Below are 16,067 nucleotides of genomic sequence, written 5' to 3'. Positions count from 1 at the left end.
CGCGGACTTTGTTAGGGCTTGTCCACAGGCCTGGCGTCTGCTTACAGTGGCGGTGCGATGTATCGAACCGATACATCAGGTCATGACAAACTAGGACCGAGGGAGGTGAGTCATGGGAAACCGCGGTGGTGTCCTGGAGCTCGCCGTACTCGGTCTGCTGCACGAAGCGCCGATGCACGGCTACGAGCTCCGCAAGCGCGTCAACGCCCAGTTCGGGTGGGGACGCGTGCTGTCGTTCGGTTCGCTCTACCCGTGCCTGAAAGCGATGCTTCGCAACGGGCTGATCACGGCCGACCCCGGGACGCCGGAGTCGGGTCGCAGGCCCAAGATCGTGTACACGACCACCGCCGACGGCAAGGACTACTTCGCGCACGCGATGCACGAGGCCGGCCCGTCGGCCTGGGAGGACGACACCTTCGGCGTCCGCTTCTCGTTCTTCGGCCGGACCGATCCGGCCACCCGGTTGCGCATCCTCGAGGGCCGCAAGGCCCGGATGGAGGAGCGGCTGGCCAACTTCCGGGCGGCGATGAGCCGGACGGCGGAGCGCGTCGATGCCTACACCCTCGAGCTGCAACGGCACGGCCTGGAGTCGGCCGAGCGCGAGGTCCGCTGGCTGTCCGAGTTGATCGACGGCGAGCGGCGGCACCAGCGGCCCCCTGACAAGCACCACCCGCCTACTCAAGGAGATTCCAGATGACCTCGATCCGCGTAGCGATCGTCGGCGTCGGCAACTGCGCAAGCTCGCTCGTCCAGGGCGTGCACTACTACCGCGACGCCAAGCCCGAGGAGCGCGTCCCGGGTCTGATGCACGTCCAGTTCGGCGACTACCACGTCCGCGACGTGCAGTTCGTGGCCGCGTTCGACGTCGACGGCAAGAAGGTCGGCCTGGACCTCGCCGACGCGATCGGTGCCAGCGAGAACAACACGATCAAGATCTGCGACGTGCCGCCGACCGGCGTCACCGTCCAGCGTGGTCACACCCTCGACGGCCTCGGCAAGTACTACCGGGAGACCATCACCGAGTCCGACGCGGACCCTGTCGACGTCGTCGCGGCGCTGCGCGAGGCGCAGGTCGACGTCCTGGTCTGCTACCTGCCGGTGGGTTCGGAGCAGGCGGCCAAGTTCTACGCGCAGTGCGCGATCGACGCGGGTGTCGCGTTCGTGAACGCGCTGCCGGTGTTCATCGCCGGCACCAAGGAGTGGGCGGACAAGTTCACCGCGGCCGGCGTGCCGATCGTCGGCGACGACATCAAGTCGCAGATCGGTGCCACCATCACGCACCGCGTGCTGACCAAGCTGTTCGAGGACCGCGGTGTCACCGTGGACCGCACGTACCAGCTGAACGTCGGCGGCAACATGGACTTCAAGAACATGCTCGAGCGCGAGCGCCTGGAGTCCAAGAAGATCAGCAAGACGCAGTCGGTCACCTCGCAGCTGCGCGACGAGATCGAGCCCCGCAACGTGCACATCGGCCCGTCGGACTACGTGGCCTGGCTGGACGACCGCAAGTGGGCGTTCATCCGGCTCGAGGGCCGCAACTTCGGCGACGTCCCGCTGTCGCTGGAGTACAAGCTCGAGGTCTGGGACTCGCCGAACTCGGCCGGCATCATCATCGACGCCATCCGCGCGGTCAAGATCGCCAAGGACCGCGGCATCGGCGGCCCGATCCTCTCCGCCTCTTCGTACTTCATGAAGTCGCCGCCGGAGCAGTACGCCGACGACGTCTGCCGCGACCTGGTGGAGAAGTTCATCCGCGGCGAGGTCGAGCGCTGACCTCGTTCTGACAGCACGCCGCCCCGCACCCCTCCCGGGTCGCGGGGCAGCGTGCCATCATGGCGCCGGATGACCGAGATCCGTGCGTACCGCGACTCCGACGCCGACAGCTGGCTACGCTGCCGCCTGCTCGGCTTCTTCGGCACCGAGTACTTCGACGACGTCGTGGTCGACCGCCCCACGTTCGAGAACCCCGCGTATCGCCTCGTCGCGGCCGAGGACGACACGGTCGTCGGGCTGATGGACGTCGAGATCTTCGAGGACCGGGCAACGATCGACGTGCTCGCCGTCCATCCGGATCATCAGCGGCGCGGGTTGGCGTCTCAGATGCTCGAGGCGGTGCTGCCTCGGCTGAAGGTCGGCGTACTGGATGCGTGGACGCGTGGGGATGCGTCGGCGAACGCTTGGTACCAGCGGTCGGGGTTCGTGGAGAGCTTCCGGTATCTGCATGTCTACAAGTCGTGGCAGGACGACTCGGACGGCTTTGAGGCGCCCGACGGGGTGGACAAAGTGGTGTCTGCGTTCATGCATGCGCCGATGTCGGCCGAGGCCTCGATGCGGGAGCGGTTCGAGCGGGTGCAGGTCTGCCGGCAGTACGTCCGGGCGCTGTGACCATGCCGCTTCACGTCGGTTGTGCGCAGTGGACGCATCCCGCCTGGCCGCAGCCGGCTCGGGAGAAGCTGCGGTCGTACGCCTCGTGGTGCAACGCGGTCGAGAGCAACACCACGTTCTATGCGACGCCGTCGGTGTCCTCGGTGGCTTCCTGGGCTGCGCAGACACCGCCGGACTTCCGTTTCGTGGTGAAGTTGCCGCAGGTCATCAGCCATGAGCGACGGCTGACCAACGTCGACGCGGAGCTCCGCGAGTTCGTGAGCGCCGTCGAACCGCTCGGCCCGCGCAACCATGCCCTGTGGATCCAACTGCCGGCCGCGTTCTCCCCCACCGACCTCGGCACCCTCGCCGCCTTCCTGCACCACGCGCCCCGCGAGTTCCGGTACGCCGTCGAGGTCCGCCACCGTGCGTTCTTCGAGGACCCGGGCGCCGCCGCCAACCTGGAACGCGTGCTGGCCCGCGCGAACGCAGAATGGGTGCCGTTCGACACGGGCACGCTGTTCGGTCGCCGCCCGACGAGCCTCGCCGAGCGCGACGCCTGGATGAAGAAGCCGCGGGTCGCCCGGCGGACTCGTGCGCTCACCGGCCACCCGATCGTGCGCTACATCGGCCGGGACTCTGTCCACGAAACCGTCGAAGGCTGGGCGTACCTCGTCGAACTCGTCGTGACCTGGCTGTCCGAAGGGCGCTCCCCGACGATCTTCCTGCACACCCCGGACAACGACGAGGCCCTCAACCTCGCGCGCCGCTTCCACGCGACTGTCGCCGCAGCGGTGCCCACACTGGCGCCGCTCCCCGAACCGGTCGCCACCGAGCCGCCGACGCTCTTCTAGTTATCCACAGCTCCAGAATCGGCCGCTGATTTCGTGGTCGATCTCCGTATGTTCTCCGCCGACTTCACACCTCGGGAGGACATCACATGGAGCACCCCAGCGGTACGACGCCATACGCACCTGCCGGATCTGTCGCGACGGCCGCATCTGCCGCATCGGCCGGATCTGGCGCGCCTGTCGCCGCAGTCGCCGCAGTCGCGTCGGTCGCGCCCGTCGACGAGCGGCAGGCTCGGGCCGACTGGCTGATCACCGAGCTCGGGCGGCTCGCGGCCGACGCCGACGATCCGCACGACCAGGCCCGCTTCCGACGCACTGCCGACTCGCTCGTCCGGCTCGCGATCGCGTTCCGCTCGTGACCACCGCGACGACCGCACCCAGCCCTACCGTCCCGACCTCCGCCGCTGAACTCCTCGCCGCCAGCGGCGAGACCGCTCGCGTTCTTGCCGGGGCCGACCAGTCGGCGTGGAACGGGCGGATCGCCGAGGCACCCGCCGGTGTGCTCGGGCTCGCGCACTGGGACGGCACGCTCTATCTCGACCGCGAATCCATCCTCGATCCCATCCACCACCTGTACGAGCACGCCGGTGAGGATCACGCCATCCCCACCCTTGCCAGCTACCGGGAGTCCCTGGCCACACTGCTCCACGAACACGCCCACTTCCTCGGTCCGTCCGGCTCCACCCAGGAGTCGGCCCGCGAAGCCTTCCTCAAACCCGGCAGCCGGCAACTGGAGGAAGGCGTCACCGAAGCCTGGGCGCACGATCATCTCGACGAGTACATCCACCGACTAGGCATCGACAGAGTTGCTCCCGGCATCAACTCCGTCCAGGCGCCGGGGTACTACGCCGCGTTCGTGCCCGCCATTCGCAAAATCAGCGCCGACCTGGAGACCCGCAACGGCCTCCGCCGCGGCGAGGTCCTCGATCTCCTCAACCGTCAGACCGCTGACGGTCAGTTCCCCCTGCTGGTCGATCTCGTCTACAACTCCACCCGCCTCCCCGACCTGGAGCTGCCGCCTGGTGTCATCACCCGATCCCGCCTGGAAACCACCCTGCGTTCCGGCCTCACGCACCTCGAGGCCTACGAGCTCACCGCCCCCAGCTTCGCCACCGCCAAGTCCCTGTCCACCGCCGACCACATCCTCGACCACCTCGACCACGAGATCCGCTCCGCCGAATCCGCAGCCCTGTTCGGCCCAGACCCAAATGCTCTAGCTTTCCCACCACCCACGCGCCAGATGCTGACGCCCACTCGTCAAACCCCACCATCAGCTGAGCAGGTGCCACCCTCCGCCGGACACATCCCACCACCACACCACGCGGCCCTCACCGGCATCGCACCACCCACGGCAGCCCGCCCGGCCAACACCAACCTCCACCCCGCCCACAGCAACCCTCACGCCACGAGAGGAGGACTCCACCGAATCGCGTAGACCGCCCACGCCCACAGTCATCGCCGCTCGGACATGGCGAGCACGGTGACCGACGCGCGGCGGACGTGTGGCAGGCGGGGCGGACGCGTGGCCGACGCGCGGTGAAGGCGGTGGCAGAGGCCTGGGTGAGGACAGTGGTGGGTGCTTGGTGGGTGATGGGGCGGGTGGCTGGGCTTGGGCGTGGGTACGGTGGCGGCGCGGGGTGATGGAAGGAGTGCTGGATGGATTTGGTGAGTGAGAGTCGGGAGCTCCACGCAGGGCTTGTGGCGTTGCGGCGGGAGCTGCATCGCGAGCCCGAGGTCGGACTGGTGTTACCGCAGACTCAGGCGAAGGTGATGGACGCAATAGCCGGCCTGCCGCTGGAGGTGACCACCGGGAACGAGGTGACCTCGGTGGTCGGGGTACTGCGCGGTGGTGCGCCCGGGCCGACGGTGTTGTTGCGCGGCGACATGGACGCGCTGCCTGTAGTCGAGGAGACCGGCCTCGAGTACGCCGCCGAGAACGGGAACATGCATGCCTGCGGCCACGATCTGCACACCACGGGTCTCGTCGGCGCCGCGCGGCTGCTGAGTGCGCATCGCGAGGAACTGCGCGGGAACGTGATCTTCATGTTCCAGCCAGGCGAGGAAGGGCTCGGCGGCGCCGGGTACATGCTGCGCGAAGGCCTGCTGGAAGCCACAGGTGACAAGCCGATCGCGGCGTACGCGCTGCATGTCTGGGCGCAGGCGGCGAAAGGCACGTTCCAGCTGCGACCTGGCACGATGATGGCCAGCTCGAACCAGCTGCACATCACCGTGCGTGGGAAGGGCGGCCACGGGTCGATGCCGGCGACAACGGTGGACCCAGTGCCTGTGGTGGCCGAGCTGGTGCTCGCGTTGCAGGCGTATGCGACCCGGCGGGTGAGCGTGTTCGACCCGGTCGTGATCACGGTGACGCAGTTGGAGGCCGGGGTCGCGATCAACGTCATCCCGAACACTGCCCGCCTCGGGGCGACCGTGCGCACGCTGTCCGACGCGATGCTCGACCAGCTGACCCGGGAGTTGCCGGTGCTGGCGGAGCAGATCGCGGCGGCGCACGGATGCACGGTCGACGCGCGACTCGACCCGCAGTACCCGGTGACCGTGAACGACGCGGGGCGGACGGAGGAGACCATCCAGTCGCTGTCCGGGCTGTTCGGAGCGGATCGGGTGGAGCGGTTGGCGAACCCGTTGATGGGTGCCGAGGACTTCTCGATGGTGCTGCGGAAGGTGCCGGGCACGTTCGCGATGTTCGGTGCACGTCCGGACGACGTTTCCGCAGCGGAGGCGCCGTCGAATCACTCCAGCATCGTCCGATTCGACGACGCGGTCCTGGCCGATCAGGCAGCCGCACTGGCACACCTCGCCACGGGGCACTTGCTGCCGACCTGAGCTGGTGCACGCAGCACGACGCTGAGCTAGTGGGGGCGCAGCACGACGGCTGCGCCCGCAAAGGATGAGCCTGTGGCTGGTCGGTCCGCCAGAGACCGACCAGCCACAGGGGTCAGGAGGGCGAGATGCCGAGGGTGTAGGCGCCGCGACTGCCGTACGTCGAGTAGCCGGTGTTCAGCGGGTCGCCGTAGCCCACGTTGTCGATCCGCAGGTAGTACGTACCCGGCTGAAGGCTGCCGCTAACACTCGCGCCGAGGCCCGTCGGCGTACCGGCGTCGCTCTGTCCGGAGGCCGGGTCGTTGGAGGCGACTACGGCGCCAGAGCTGTCCAGTAGGTCCAGCTTGATGTCCAGGTTGCCACCGGTCGCGGCCGGGCTCGCCGTCGCGGTGTAGTTGCCAGCGGCACTGACATCGACGCGGTACACATCGGTGTCGTTCTCGGCGGCGATGATCCCCGACACCGGCGTACCGACGGTCAGCGCCGCAGCGTCGCCGACCGTGTCACCAGCCTCGTCAGCACGCAGTGCGAGACCGTGCGAGCCGACAACTGCGTAGTCGTCTTCCTTGTTGTTCGCGTCGGCGTACTCACCCTTGCTCCACTGGCTGATGCCGCGGTAGTACCCGACGCCCATGATCGGCGCCCAGGCGCCGTGCCCCTGGTAGTACCCGACCGTGGAGGTCCCGTCGTGACTGAGCCCAACGTTGTGGCCGGCTTCGTGCGATGCAGCCTCGGCGAGGTTCTTCGCACCAGTCCCGACACCCTTGGTGAACACCAACGCCGGCTGGTAGTAGTCGTGCTGGCTGGTGCTGTCGTAGACCCCGACATACGCGACGCCGCCACAACCACACCCGGACTGGTACCAGGTGTCCGGGTCGATCACCACGCGCGTTCCGTACTGCTCGTCCGACGCACCCGACCGGTCGATCGCGGACTGCGGCGGCTCCTGCGTCGTCACGTCCACGTCGAACGTCGCGTAGTCCTCCGCGACTCGCGCCCACACCTCGCGGACCACGTCCTGCTCGGCGGTGCTGAAGTTCGCCGGGTCACCATCGGTGTCGTACGCCGAGACGTTGACCGGGTCGACGCCCTTCGACGCGTTCCACGCAGTACCGGTGATGGTGTGACCGTTGAAGTCCAAGTAGATGACGCGGTTCGAGCCGGGTTTGCTGTGCAGCTCGAACGCCGGACCGGTGGCGCCGTCGACCGCGGAGCGCGCCCAGCGCGGCGAGACCTCGGGCGCCTTCTGCGCGGTGGTCAGACCGGGCTCGCGGAAGAACAGCTTGCTGTCGGCATCGAGCCACGCCGTCTTGTCGGTGGCCAGGATCTGTCGCAACTGGTCGCTCGGCAGGCCGTTGTGCGCGGCCACCTCGGCCAGCCGCGACTGGACCTTGCCGAGCGCCTGGCCACCGGCCAACGGCTGGGCCAGCAACTGGTCGATCGGCGTCTGCTGGGCATCGGCCTGGCCGCCGAGCGCGACGGCCAGCCCTCCGAAAACGACAGCACCAGCACACGCGAGTGCGCCGGTGCGGCGGAATGTGATCATTCGGGTTCCTCCTCACGTCCCCCCGCGGGCGGGTCCCCCCAAAGACCCGGGGCCGTCGATCTCGGTGGGATCGACGGCCCCGGGTGGCTCGGTGTCAGGCGGTGGTGACGCGCACCGTGTAGGCGCCGCGACTGCCGTACGTGGAGTAGCCGGTGTTGAGCGGATCGCCGTACCCGGTGTTCACGACCTTCAGGTAGTAGCGGCCGGCCGCGACCTGGCGGCTGATGCTCGCGCTCAACCCGGTCGCCGTCGCGGCGCTGGACTGCCCGGCCGCCGGGTTGGCCGTGGCGACGACGGCCCCGGAGGAGTTCAGCAACTGGAGCTTGATGTCCAGGTCGGCTCCCGTCGCCGCCGCGTTCGCCGCGAACTTGAACGTGCCGGCCTTCAGATCGATACGGAACACGTCGACGTCGGCGTCGCTCGCGTAGATGCCCTTCACGCTCGTGCCCAGCGTGAGCGCGGTCGCCGTACCGGTGCCGTTGCCGTGGTCGTCGGCCCGCAGCGCCAGCCCGTTCTGGCCGATCACCGCGATGTCGTCTTCCTTGTTGTTGGCACCCGAGTACTCGCCCTTGCTCCACTGGCTGATCGCCTTGGAGTAGCCGACGCCCATGATCGGCGCCCAGGCTCCGTGTCCGGCGTAGTACCCGACCGACGCCGTACCGTCGTGGCTGAGGCCGACGTTGTGGCCGGCCTCATGTGACGCGGCCTCGGCGAGGTTCTTCGCGCCGGTACCCACGCCCTTCGTGAAGACGAGCGCCGGCTGGTAGTACGAGTGCTTGCTGGTGTTGTCGTAGACGCCGACGTACGCGACCCCGCCGCATCCACAGCCCGACTGGTACCAGGTGCCCGGGTCGATCACCACGCGCGTCCCGTACTGCTGGTCGGTCGAGCCGCTCCGGTCGATCGCCGCGGCCGCCGGCTCCTGCGTGGTCACGTCCACGTCGAACGGCGCATAGTCCTCGGCCACCCGCGCCCAGACATCGTGTACGACGTCCTGCTCGGCCGTGCTCCAGTTACTGGTGTTCCCGTCGGTGTCGTACGCCGCGACCTTGACCGTGGCCGGCTTGCCGTTGGTGTTCCACGCCGTACCGGTGATCGTGTGGCCGGTGAAGTCGAGGTAGATGACCCGGTTGGAGCCGGGCTTGCTGTGCAGCTCGAAGGCGGGCCCGGTCGCGGCGGCGAGGGATTGCGTCGCCCAGCGCGGGGACGCCACGGCGGCGGACTTCAGCTCGCTGCCGGTGGCGACCGGCTCGCGGTAGAAGAGCTTGCCGGCCCGGTCCAGCCAGGCGGTCCGGTCGGTGGCCAGAATCTGGCGCAGGTTGTCGGCGGACAGCCGGTTCTGGTCGGCGACCTCGGCGATCCGGGACTGGACCCGGCCGAGCGCGGCCTGGCCCTGCAACTCCTGGCCGAGCAACTGGTCGATCGGAAGCGGAGCGGGCTGCTGGGCGTCGGCCTGGTTGCCGACGACCACGGCCAGCGCTCCGAGAGCGGCGACACCGGCGGCGGCGAGCGCGCCGATCCGGCGGGGGCGGGTGCGCATTTTTGGGGTCCTCCTCAGGGACTCCGGGAACTGACCTCACATCTCGTGCGTGGGCACGCACCCTCGGTAGCCTGCCGGAAAGTCCCTGCCGCTGTATAGATTCGTCTCGGGATTTAACGCCGACTTGGGAGGGGCTCCCGATGCGCTTCATGATGATCTTCAAGGCCAATGACGTCTCCGAATCCGGCGGGCTCCCGTCCGAGGAGAGCCTGACCGCGATGGGTCTGGTGATGGCCGAGATGGCGGAGAAGGGTGTTCTGCTCGCGGGCGACGGGCTGCTGCCGAGTTCGCACGGTTTCCGGATCCAGCTGGACGAGGGCAAGCGCCGGGTGGTCGACGGCCCGTTCACCGAGACCAAGGAGCTGATCGCCGGGTTCTGCCTGATCGAGGTGGCGTCCCGCGCGGAGGCGATGGAGTGGGGATGGCGCTGCATCGCGGCGGACGCGCTCGGCGCCGGCGACCGCGACTCGTCCGGGCTGCTGGAGATCCGGCCGGTGCCCACCGCCGACTACTTCGGTGACAACTACACCGCCGAGGCGCGCGACCGCAACGAGGACACGTTCCGGAGGGCCGCCGAGAACCTGGAGCAGTCTCAGAAGAGCAGCACCTGACGGATCGACGTACCGGCGGCGAGGTCGTCGAAGGCCCGGTTCAGGTCGTCGAGGCCGACCGTCGCGGTCAACAGGCGGTCGACCGGGAGCCGACCGGCCTGGTAGAGGGCGACGTACCGCGGGATGTCGCGGGACGGCACCGCCGAGCCGAGGTACGAGCCCTTCACGGTGCGCTCCTCCGCGACCAGGCTGACCGCGGGGATGCTGAACTCCTGCGACGGATGCGGCAGCCCGACCGTGACGGTGGTGCCGCCGCGGCGCGTCGCGGCGTACGCCTGCTCGAGCACCTTCGCGCTCCCGACGGTCTCGAAGGCATAGTCCGCCCCGCCCGCGGTCGCGTCCCGAATCTGCTCCACCGCGTCGGCGTCCCGCGCGTCGACGACGACAGTCGCACCCAACTCGCGGGCCAGTGCGAGCTTCGACGGTACGACGTCCACCGCGACGATCGGATGCGCTCCGACGAGAACAGCGCCGAGCAACGCCGACAGCCCGACACCACCGAGGCCGAAGACCACCGCACTACGCCCGGCCCGGACCTGCGCCGTGTTCACCACGGCGCCGACGCCTGTCATCACGGCGCATCCGAAGAGCGCAGCGATCTCCGGTGGCAACGACGGATCGATCCTCACGGCCGACTGCGCTGAGACGACGGCGTGATCCGCAAACCCGGACACCCCGAGGTGATGGTGGACAACACCGGAAGCGCCTCCCGCGCGGAGGCGGCCGGCGCCCGACAGCAACGTCCCGGACGCGTTCGCGGCAGCGCCGGGCTCGCACAACGCCGCCCGCCCCTCGGCGCACGGCGCACACCCGCCGCAGGCCGGGACGAAAGCGCACGCGATCACGTCACCCGGCGCGAACCCGGGCGCGGCCGACTCCACGACCTCGCCCGTCGCCTCGTGACCGAGCAGCATCGGCATCACTCGCGGCCGCGACCCGTCGATCACCGACAGGTCCGAATGACACAGTCCCGCCGCCCGGATCCGGACCAGCAACTCCCCCGGCCCCGGCGGCGCCAGCTCCACCTCTTCGACCCGCAGCGGCCGCGAGTCGGCGTACGGCGCCGGCAGGCCCATCTCCCGGAGTACGGCGCCGCGCACGATCATCCCGTGATCCCTTCGAGTGCCTCGCGGATCCGGTCCGGGACCGGCACCGGGCGGCGATCGTGCCGCCCGACGAAGACGTGCACGAACCGGCCGCTCGCGGCGGGCTCGTCGGAGCCCTTGCGGAACAGGCCGATCTCGTACCGCACGCTGGAGTTACCCAGCTGACCGCAGCGCAGGCCGGCGTCGACGACGCCGGGGAACTCGAGCGGCTGCTTGAACGTGCACTGCGAGTCGACGCACAACCCGATCACCTCGCCCCGGTGGATGTCGAGCCCACCGAGGCGGATCAGGAAGTCGTTGATGACCGTGTCGAAGAAGCTGTAGTACTCGACGTTGTTGACATGCCCGTAGACGTCGTTGTCCTTCCACCGCAACGTGATCGGCAGGTGGTGCGGATACGCGCTCCGGTCCATCCCGACAAACTACGGCTTGCGGCCGACACCGACCCAGAGGCTGCACATGATGTCGGTGAACTCACCCTTGTCGACCAGCTGCTGGGTCTCGTCGTCGGGGTACCAGCGGAACGGCGACACGACGCCGGGCTCGACCAGCTCGGTGCCGTCGAAGAAGCGGGTGACCTCTTCCTTGCTGCGCACCTGCGCGTCGCCACCGTCGGCCTTGTAGACGACCATCGCCCGCTCCCACAGCTCCGGCGCGAAGTCCGGCGTACAGTGCGAGAAGATCAGCAGCGAGCCTGGCGCGAGCGGCTCGACGAGCTGACGGACCAGGTCGTAGGGCTCTAGGGCGTCCGGCAGGTAGTGGAAGACGCCGACGATGCTGAGCGCGACCGGCTTGCTGAAGTCGATGAGCTGCTTGACCTCCTCGGAGCCGAGGATCGCCTGCGGGTCGGTGACGTCGGCCTCGAGGTAGGCGGTCTTGCCCTCGGGCTTGCTGACCAGGAGCGCGCGTGAGTGCGCGAGCACGATCGGGTCGTTGTCGGCGTACACCACGTGCGCCGCCGGAGTGATCTCCTGGACGACCTCGTGCAGGTTCGGGCTGGTGGGGATGCCGGTACCGACGTCGAGGAACTGGGTGATGCCCTGCTTGGCCGCGTACTTCGCGGCGCGGTGCATCCACATCCGGTTCGACTGGGCGGCGGTGCGGAAGCCCGGGAACGCCTGCAGCAGGTGCTCGGCCGCCTGCCGGTCCATCGCGAAGTTGTCCTTGCCGCCCAGGAAGTAGTCGTACACCCGGGCGCCGTGCGGGCGATCCAGCTTCAGCTGCTCGTACATCCGCGGGTCGACGTCGGCATCCTGCGATTCAGCCATGAATATCCCATCCGCGCTGCGGCTCAGAACTGAACAGTCATCGTAACCGGTGTGCAACGCACGGTGACACCGGCAGTTCGACACTACCGCTCCACGGAGCCACTGCCCTCAGCTCCGGCGCGTCTTCCGATGGCCTTTACAGAGGATTGAATTCAGCATGCGTTTCGTCCTGATCCCCGGCGCCGCGAGCACGTCCTGGCACTGGCATCCGGTCACCGACGAGCTCCGCGCCCGCGGGCACGAAGTGATCCCGGTCGACCTGCCCTGCGACGATCCGTCGGCCGGTCTGACGGAGTACGTCGACGCGGTTGTCAACGCCGTACCGGACGGCGAGGACGTCGTACTGGCGGCGCATTCGCTGGGCGGGTTCACGGGGACGCTGGTGTGCGAACGGCTGCCGGTACGAGAGTTCGTGCTGGTGGCCGCGATGGTTCCGGCGCCGGGTGAGCGGATCAGTCAGTGGTGGGAGAACACCGGCCACGCCTCGATCGAGGACGACGTCGACACGTTCTTCCACGACCTGCCGCCCGAGTTCGCGGCCGAGGCGCGACGGCAGCTCCGGGCTCAGTCCGACGGGCCGATGAATGATCCGTGTGGGTTCGAGGCGTGGCCGGACGTTCCGACGAGGGCGGTGATCGCGACCGACGACCTGCTGTTCCCGGCGGACTTCCTACGGCGGGTGACGCGTGAGCGGCTCGGGTTCGCGCCGGACGAAGTACCGGGGGCGCATTTTCCGATGCTCGGTCAGCCTCGCGCCGTGGTGGACTGTCTGCTAAACGCGAGGGGGCGACATGGGTGACGTGATCCAGGGGCGGCAGACGGCGGCGTACGACGGTGAGGTGGTCGTGTTCCTGATCGGGATGCGGGTCAACTCGGTGTTCAAGCCGCGCGAGTGGTTGCCGGTGCTGCGGGCGATGGGCCCGATGCTGCGGGAACTGATGAAGGACAAGGGCAGCGGACTGCTCGGGTTCCGGTCGCTGCCGACGTGGCGGGGTGTCACGCTTATCCAGTACTGGGAGTCGGTGGAGAAGCTGCAAGCGTTCGCGAACGACAACGGACGGACGCACCGGCCGGCCTGGGTCGAGTACTTCCGCAACTCCTTCAAGGGCGGCGCGGTCGGGATCTGGCACGAGACGTACGTCGTCCCCGCCGGCCACACCGAGACGATCTACGGCAACATGCCGCTCCTCGGACTCGGCAAGGCGCGCGGTGTCGAGCCGGTCAGCAAACGCGGCGAGTCCGCGGCCCAACGCCTCCAGCACACCGACTAGTCGCGGATCTCCAGGCCATCACAACACCCGCAGAGCGGCCCGGCCACGCGGGACGGCGTCGCACCGCGGGGATTGTGATGGTCTGGGCGTCCGGGCCTGCGGTTACAGTGCAGGCGTGCGGTTCATCCGGGACTTGTGGACGCTGCTGCAGCGGCGCGATTTCCGGCGGCTGTTCGCGGTACGGCTGACGTCGCAGTGTGGTGACGGGGTCTTCCAGGTCGCGCTGGCGTCGTACGTGCTGTTCTCACCGGAACGGGCGCCGGACGCGGCCGCGATCGCTGGTCTGTTCGCGGTCTCTCTGCTGCCGTACTCGATCCTCGGACCGTTCACCGGCGTACTGCTTGACCGCTGGTCCCGGCGCCAGATCCTGTTCGCCGCGAACCTGACCCGCGCCGCCCTGGTCATCGGGGTCGGCGCGCTGGTGGCGGTCGACAACGCGGGGGTGCCGTTCTACCTCGCCGTACTGCTCACTCTCGGCGTCAACCGGTTCCTGCTGTCCGGACTGTCCGCCGGGCTCCCCCACGTGGTCGAGCGCGACGAGCTGGTGATGGCCAACGCGGTCACGCCCACATCCGGTACGGCGCTCTTCCTCGTGGGCGGCGGGATCGGCGCAGGGGTGAAGCTGCTCGCCGACTCGGACCTGCTCGTCCTCGGCCTGACCGTCGTCATCTACACGGCCGCCGCGCTGCTCGCCCTCCGGCTGCGGCGTGACCAGCTCGGCCCGGACCTGAAGGGCGACGAGCCCGGCATTACCGAGGCGCTTCGGAGCATCGCGACCGGGCTGGTGGACGGCGCCCGGCATCTGCGCGAGCGCCGGCAGGCCGCGCTCGGTCTGGCCGCCATCGGCTCGCTGCGGTTCTTCTTCGGGCTGATGACGGTCTCGATGATCCTGCTGTACCGCAACTACTTCTACGGGGCCGGTCAGCTGGATCAAGCGTTCGGTGCACTCGCGATCGCGACCGGTGCGGTCGGCGCCGGGCTGTTCGTCGCCGCGCTCGTCACGCCGTGGGGCACTCGGGTGATGCAGCTGCGCCAGTGGATCACGGTGCTGTTCGTGGCCGCGGCGGTGGTGACCGCCGTACCGATCGGGCTGTACACCCAGCCCGCGCTGGTGATCGGTGGGTTCCTGGTCGGGTTCTGTGCGCAGGGCGTCAAGATCAGCGTCGACACCCTCGTGCAGACGGGTGTCGACGACGTGTACCGCGGCCGGGTGTTCGCGCTCTACGACATGATCTACAACGTCGGGCAGGTCTCCGCGGCTGCGATCGGCGCGGCGATCCTGCCCGACAACGGGAAGTCCTACCCGGCACTGGCGTTCATCGTGCTCGGTTTCGCAACCACCGCCCTGGTGTACGGGCGGCTCAGTTCACGTGCCGCGCAGCGCGGTGATGGGCTGGATGGCGGAGGCCTTCCAGGCGGGGTACGTGCCGGCGACCAGACCGATGAACGCACCCAGCAGGGGTGAACCGAACGCGAGGCGGTTGTCGAGGATCGGCGTCCAGTCCCGGATCCACGACACCCCGACGGTGAGCAGGACGCCGACCGCCGTACCGAGAAGTCCGCCGAGGAATCCGACGATCACGCTCTCCACCAGGAACTGGACGGCGATGTGTCTTCGGGCCGCGCCGAGTGCGCGGCGCAGGCCGATCTCCGAGATGCGTTCCAGCACGGACAGCAGCGTGACGTTGGCGATGCCGAGACCGCCGACCAGGAGCGCGACGGCGCCGAGCAGCAGGAACAGCGCGTTCAGGTCGGACTCGACACCCTTGCGTACGGCGCCCTGCTTCGGTGGCGCGTCGACGCGCAGCGTGCTCGGGTTGTTCGGCTGAATCGCGATCGGGGCCTGCTGGGCGATCAACTGCGCGGCGCCGACCGCGGTCCGGACCTCGACCGCGTCCGGCGACTCGAGGTCGTACGCCTGACGCGCCGTACCGTTCGGCATGATCACCGCGTCGTTGAGTTCGGCGCGACCGCTGACCGAGTCGAGGATGCCGATCACCGTGTACGGCTCGTCGCCGATGAACACGGCCGGCTGCGAGTCGACCCGGTTGATCCCGAGGCGCTCGGCCGCATGCTTGCCGAGGACAACCACTTTGTCGGCGCGCTGGTCGTGACCGTCGTCGAAGAACCGCCCGGTCTTCAGCTGCGCGCGGACGGCGTCCCACAGTCCGGCTGAACCCGCCATCACCTGAAGCGCCTTTCCTGCACCGCTGTCCAGGCCCGTCACGTTCTGGACCAGGTCGTCGCCCACCTCCAGGTTGCTGACCGTGCCGACTGCCTCCACGCCGTTCAGGCGCTTGATCCGGTCCGGCGCATCCCACGGCAACTGCGTGGCCGCTTCTCCTTCCTGCCCGCCCTTGTCGTCCGGCTGCACGACCACCCGGGTCGCCGCTGCCAGGTCGAACCGCTGCGTGATCTGCCCGGCCGCGGTCTGCCCCAGCCCGACCGTCCCCACCAGCGCGGCAACGCCCAATACGGTGCCGAGCGTGGTGAGGATCAGTCGGGTGGGACGCGCGGCGACGCCCGCCAGCGCCTCGTCCAGCAAGTCCCGCACTGCGGGCCGGGATCTCCGGCGCAGCCCGGGGTGCGGGGACCGGCGGACGAGTCGGCGGCGCAGACCGCGCCGGGACGTGGACGGCCCGCCGGCGGGATCCGGGGGGCCTGCTTGG

General features: G+C 69.0%; 17 protein-coding genes. 11 read left to right on the top strand and 6 right to left on the bottom strand.

Annotated elements, in window-relative coordinates:
* The first annotated feature begins 112 nt into the window (after positions 1–112).
* The 7 genes from AC0662_RS22900 to AC0662_RS22870 all read left to right on the top strand — a co-directional run bounded on the left by AC0662_RS22900 (position 113) and on the right by AC0662_RS22870 (position 6,059).
* Positions 113–697, top strand: a complete 585-nt coding sequence (locus AC0662_RS22900; RefSeq protein ID WP_478303047.1) for a PadR family transcriptional regulator — start codon at positions 113–115, stop codon at positions 695–697.
* A complete protein-coding gene (locus tag AC0662_RS22895) occupies positions 694–1,773 on the top strand; it encodes an inositol-3-phosphate synthase (protein WP_452196289.1) in 1,080 nt (359 codons plus the stop codon). The genes AC0662_RS22900 and AC0662_RS22895 overlap by 4 nt, the downstream gene beginning before the upstream one ends.
* A 69-nt stretch (positions 1,774–1,842) precedes the next feature.
* Complete coding sequence (locus AC0662_RS22890) at positions 1,843–2,385, top strand: GNAT family N-acetyltransferase (RefSeq protein ID WP_478303045.1); 543 nt, start codon at positions 1,843–1,845, stop codon at positions 2,383–2,385.
* Positions 2,386–2,387: 2 nt separating this feature from the next.
* The gene (locus tag AC0662_RS22885; RefSeq protein WP_452196465.1) at positions 2,388–3,218 is read left to right on the top strand and encodes a DUF72 domain-containing protein; all 831 of its coding nucleotides are present in this window, start codon (positions 2,388–2,390) and stop codon (positions 3,216–3,218) included.
* A gap of 86 nt (positions 3,219–3,304) precedes the next feature.
* Complete coding sequence (locus AC0662_RS22880; RefSeq protein ID WP_452196291.1) at positions 3,305–3,574, top strand: hypothetical protein; 270 nt, start codon at positions 3,305–3,307, stop codon at positions 3,572–3,574.
* A complete protein-coding gene (locus tag AC0662_RS22875; protein WP_478303042.1) occupies positions 3,571–4,650 on the top strand; it encodes a hypothetical protein in 1,080 nt (359 codons plus the stop codon). Before AC0662_RS22880 ends, AC0662_RS22875 begins: the two co-directional genes overlap by 4 nt.
* Positions 4,651–4,871: 221 nt before the next feature.
* Positions 4,872–6,059 carry a M20 metallopeptidase family protein gene (locus AC0662_RS22870; protein ID WP_452196293.1) on the top strand — a complete coding sequence of 396 codons (1,188 nt, stop codon included), beginning with the start codon at positions 4,872–4,874 and terminating at the stop codon, positions 6,057–6,059.
* Positions 6,060–6,171: 112 nt separating this feature from the next.
* On the opposite strand, the gene AC0662_RS22865 is transcribed toward AC0662_RS22870, so the two are convergent.
* Together AC0662_RS22865 and AC0662_RS22860 are read right to left on the bottom strand one after the other, a co-directional pair.
* Positions 6,172–7,602 (bottom strand): pre-peptidase C-terminal domain-containing protein, encoded by a 1,431-nt coding sequence (locus AC0662_RS22865; protein WP_452196294.1) that lies wholly within the window; start codon positions 7,600–7,602, stop codon positions 6,172–6,174.
* A 94-nt stretch (positions 7,603–7,696) separates the two neighbouring features.
* Complete coding sequence (locus AC0662_RS22860) at positions 7,697–9,142, bottom strand: zinc-dependent metalloprotease family protein (protein ID WP_452196295.1); 1,446 nt, start codon at positions 9,140–9,142, stop codon at positions 7,697–7,699.
* A gap of 140 nt (positions 9,143–9,282) precedes the next feature.
* Here AC0662_RS22860 and AC0662_RS22855 point away from each other — a divergent pair, with 140 nt between their 5' ends.
* Positions 9,283–9,753 (top strand): YciI family protein, encoded by a 471-nt coding sequence (locus tag AC0662_RS22855; RefSeq protein WP_452196296.1) that lies wholly within the window; start codon positions 9,283–9,285, stop codon positions 9,751–9,753.
* Here AC0662_RS22855 and AC0662_RS22850 read toward each other — a convergent pair.
* Genes AC0662_RS22850 through AC0662_RS22840 form a run of 3 tightly spaced genes read right to left on the bottom strand, consistent with a single transcriptional unit; the run spans position 9,735 to position 12,127 of the window.
* Positions 9,735–10,859, bottom strand: coding sequence for a zinc-dependent alcohol dehydrogenase family protein (locus AC0662_RS22850; RefSeq protein ID WP_478303040.1), 1,125 nt, complete (start codon positions 10,857–10,859; stop codon positions 9,735–9,737). The genes AC0662_RS22855 and AC0662_RS22850 overlap by 19 nt on opposite strands.
* A complete protein-coding gene (locus tag AC0662_RS22845) occupies positions 10,856–11,272 on the bottom strand; it encodes an acyl-CoA thioesterase (RefSeq protein WP_478303038.1) in 417 nt (138 codons plus the stop codon). The genes AC0662_RS22850 and AC0662_RS22845 overlap by 4 nt, the downstream gene beginning before the upstream one ends.
* A gap of 9 nt (positions 11,273–11,281) precedes the next feature.
* On the bottom strand, positions 11,282–12,127 hold the full coding sequence (locus AC0662_RS22840; RefSeq protein WP_478303036.1) for an SAM-dependent methyltransferase: 846 nt from the start codon (positions 12,125–12,127) through the stop codon (positions 11,282–11,284).
* Positions 12,128–12,284: 157 nt separating this feature from the next.
* Here AC0662_RS22840 and AC0662_RS22835 point away from each other — a divergent pair, with 157 nt between their 5' ends.
* The 3 genes from AC0662_RS22835 to AC0662_RS22825 all read left to right on the top strand — a co-directional run bounded on the left by AC0662_RS22835 (position 12,285) and on the right by AC0662_RS22825 (position 14,863).
* Entirely contained in the window at positions 12,285–12,926 is a 642-nt protein-coding gene (locus tag AC0662_RS22835) for an alpha/beta fold hydrolase (protein ID WP_478303034.1), read from the top strand.
* On the top strand, positions 12,919–13,398 hold the full coding sequence (locus tag AC0662_RS22830) for a DUF4188 domain-containing protein (RefSeq protein WP_478303032.1): 480 nt from the start codon (positions 12,919–12,921) through the stop codon (positions 13,396–13,398). Before AC0662_RS22835 ends, AC0662_RS22830 begins: the two co-directional genes overlap by 8 nt.
* Positions 13,399–13,513: 115 nt before the next feature.
* On the top strand, positions 13,514–14,863 hold the full coding sequence (locus tag AC0662_RS22825; RefSeq protein WP_478303030.1) for an MFS transporter: 1,350 nt from the start codon (positions 13,514–13,516) through the stop codon (positions 14,861–14,863).
* Here AC0662_RS22825 and AC0662_RS22820 read toward each other — a convergent pair.
* A complete protein-coding gene (locus tag AC0662_RS22820; RefSeq protein ID WP_478303028.1) occupies positions 14,765–15,952 on the bottom strand; it encodes an ABC transporter permease in 1,188 nt (395 codons plus the stop codon). The genes AC0662_RS22825 and AC0662_RS22820 overlap by 99 nt on opposite strands.
* Positions 15,953–16,067: the final 115 nt, after the last annotated feature.

The organism is Kribbella sp. NPDC043289, assembly GCF_056436705.1.
Note: the sequence above shows the minus strand (reverse complement) of the source record. Positions and strands in the feature narration are given on the sequence as shown.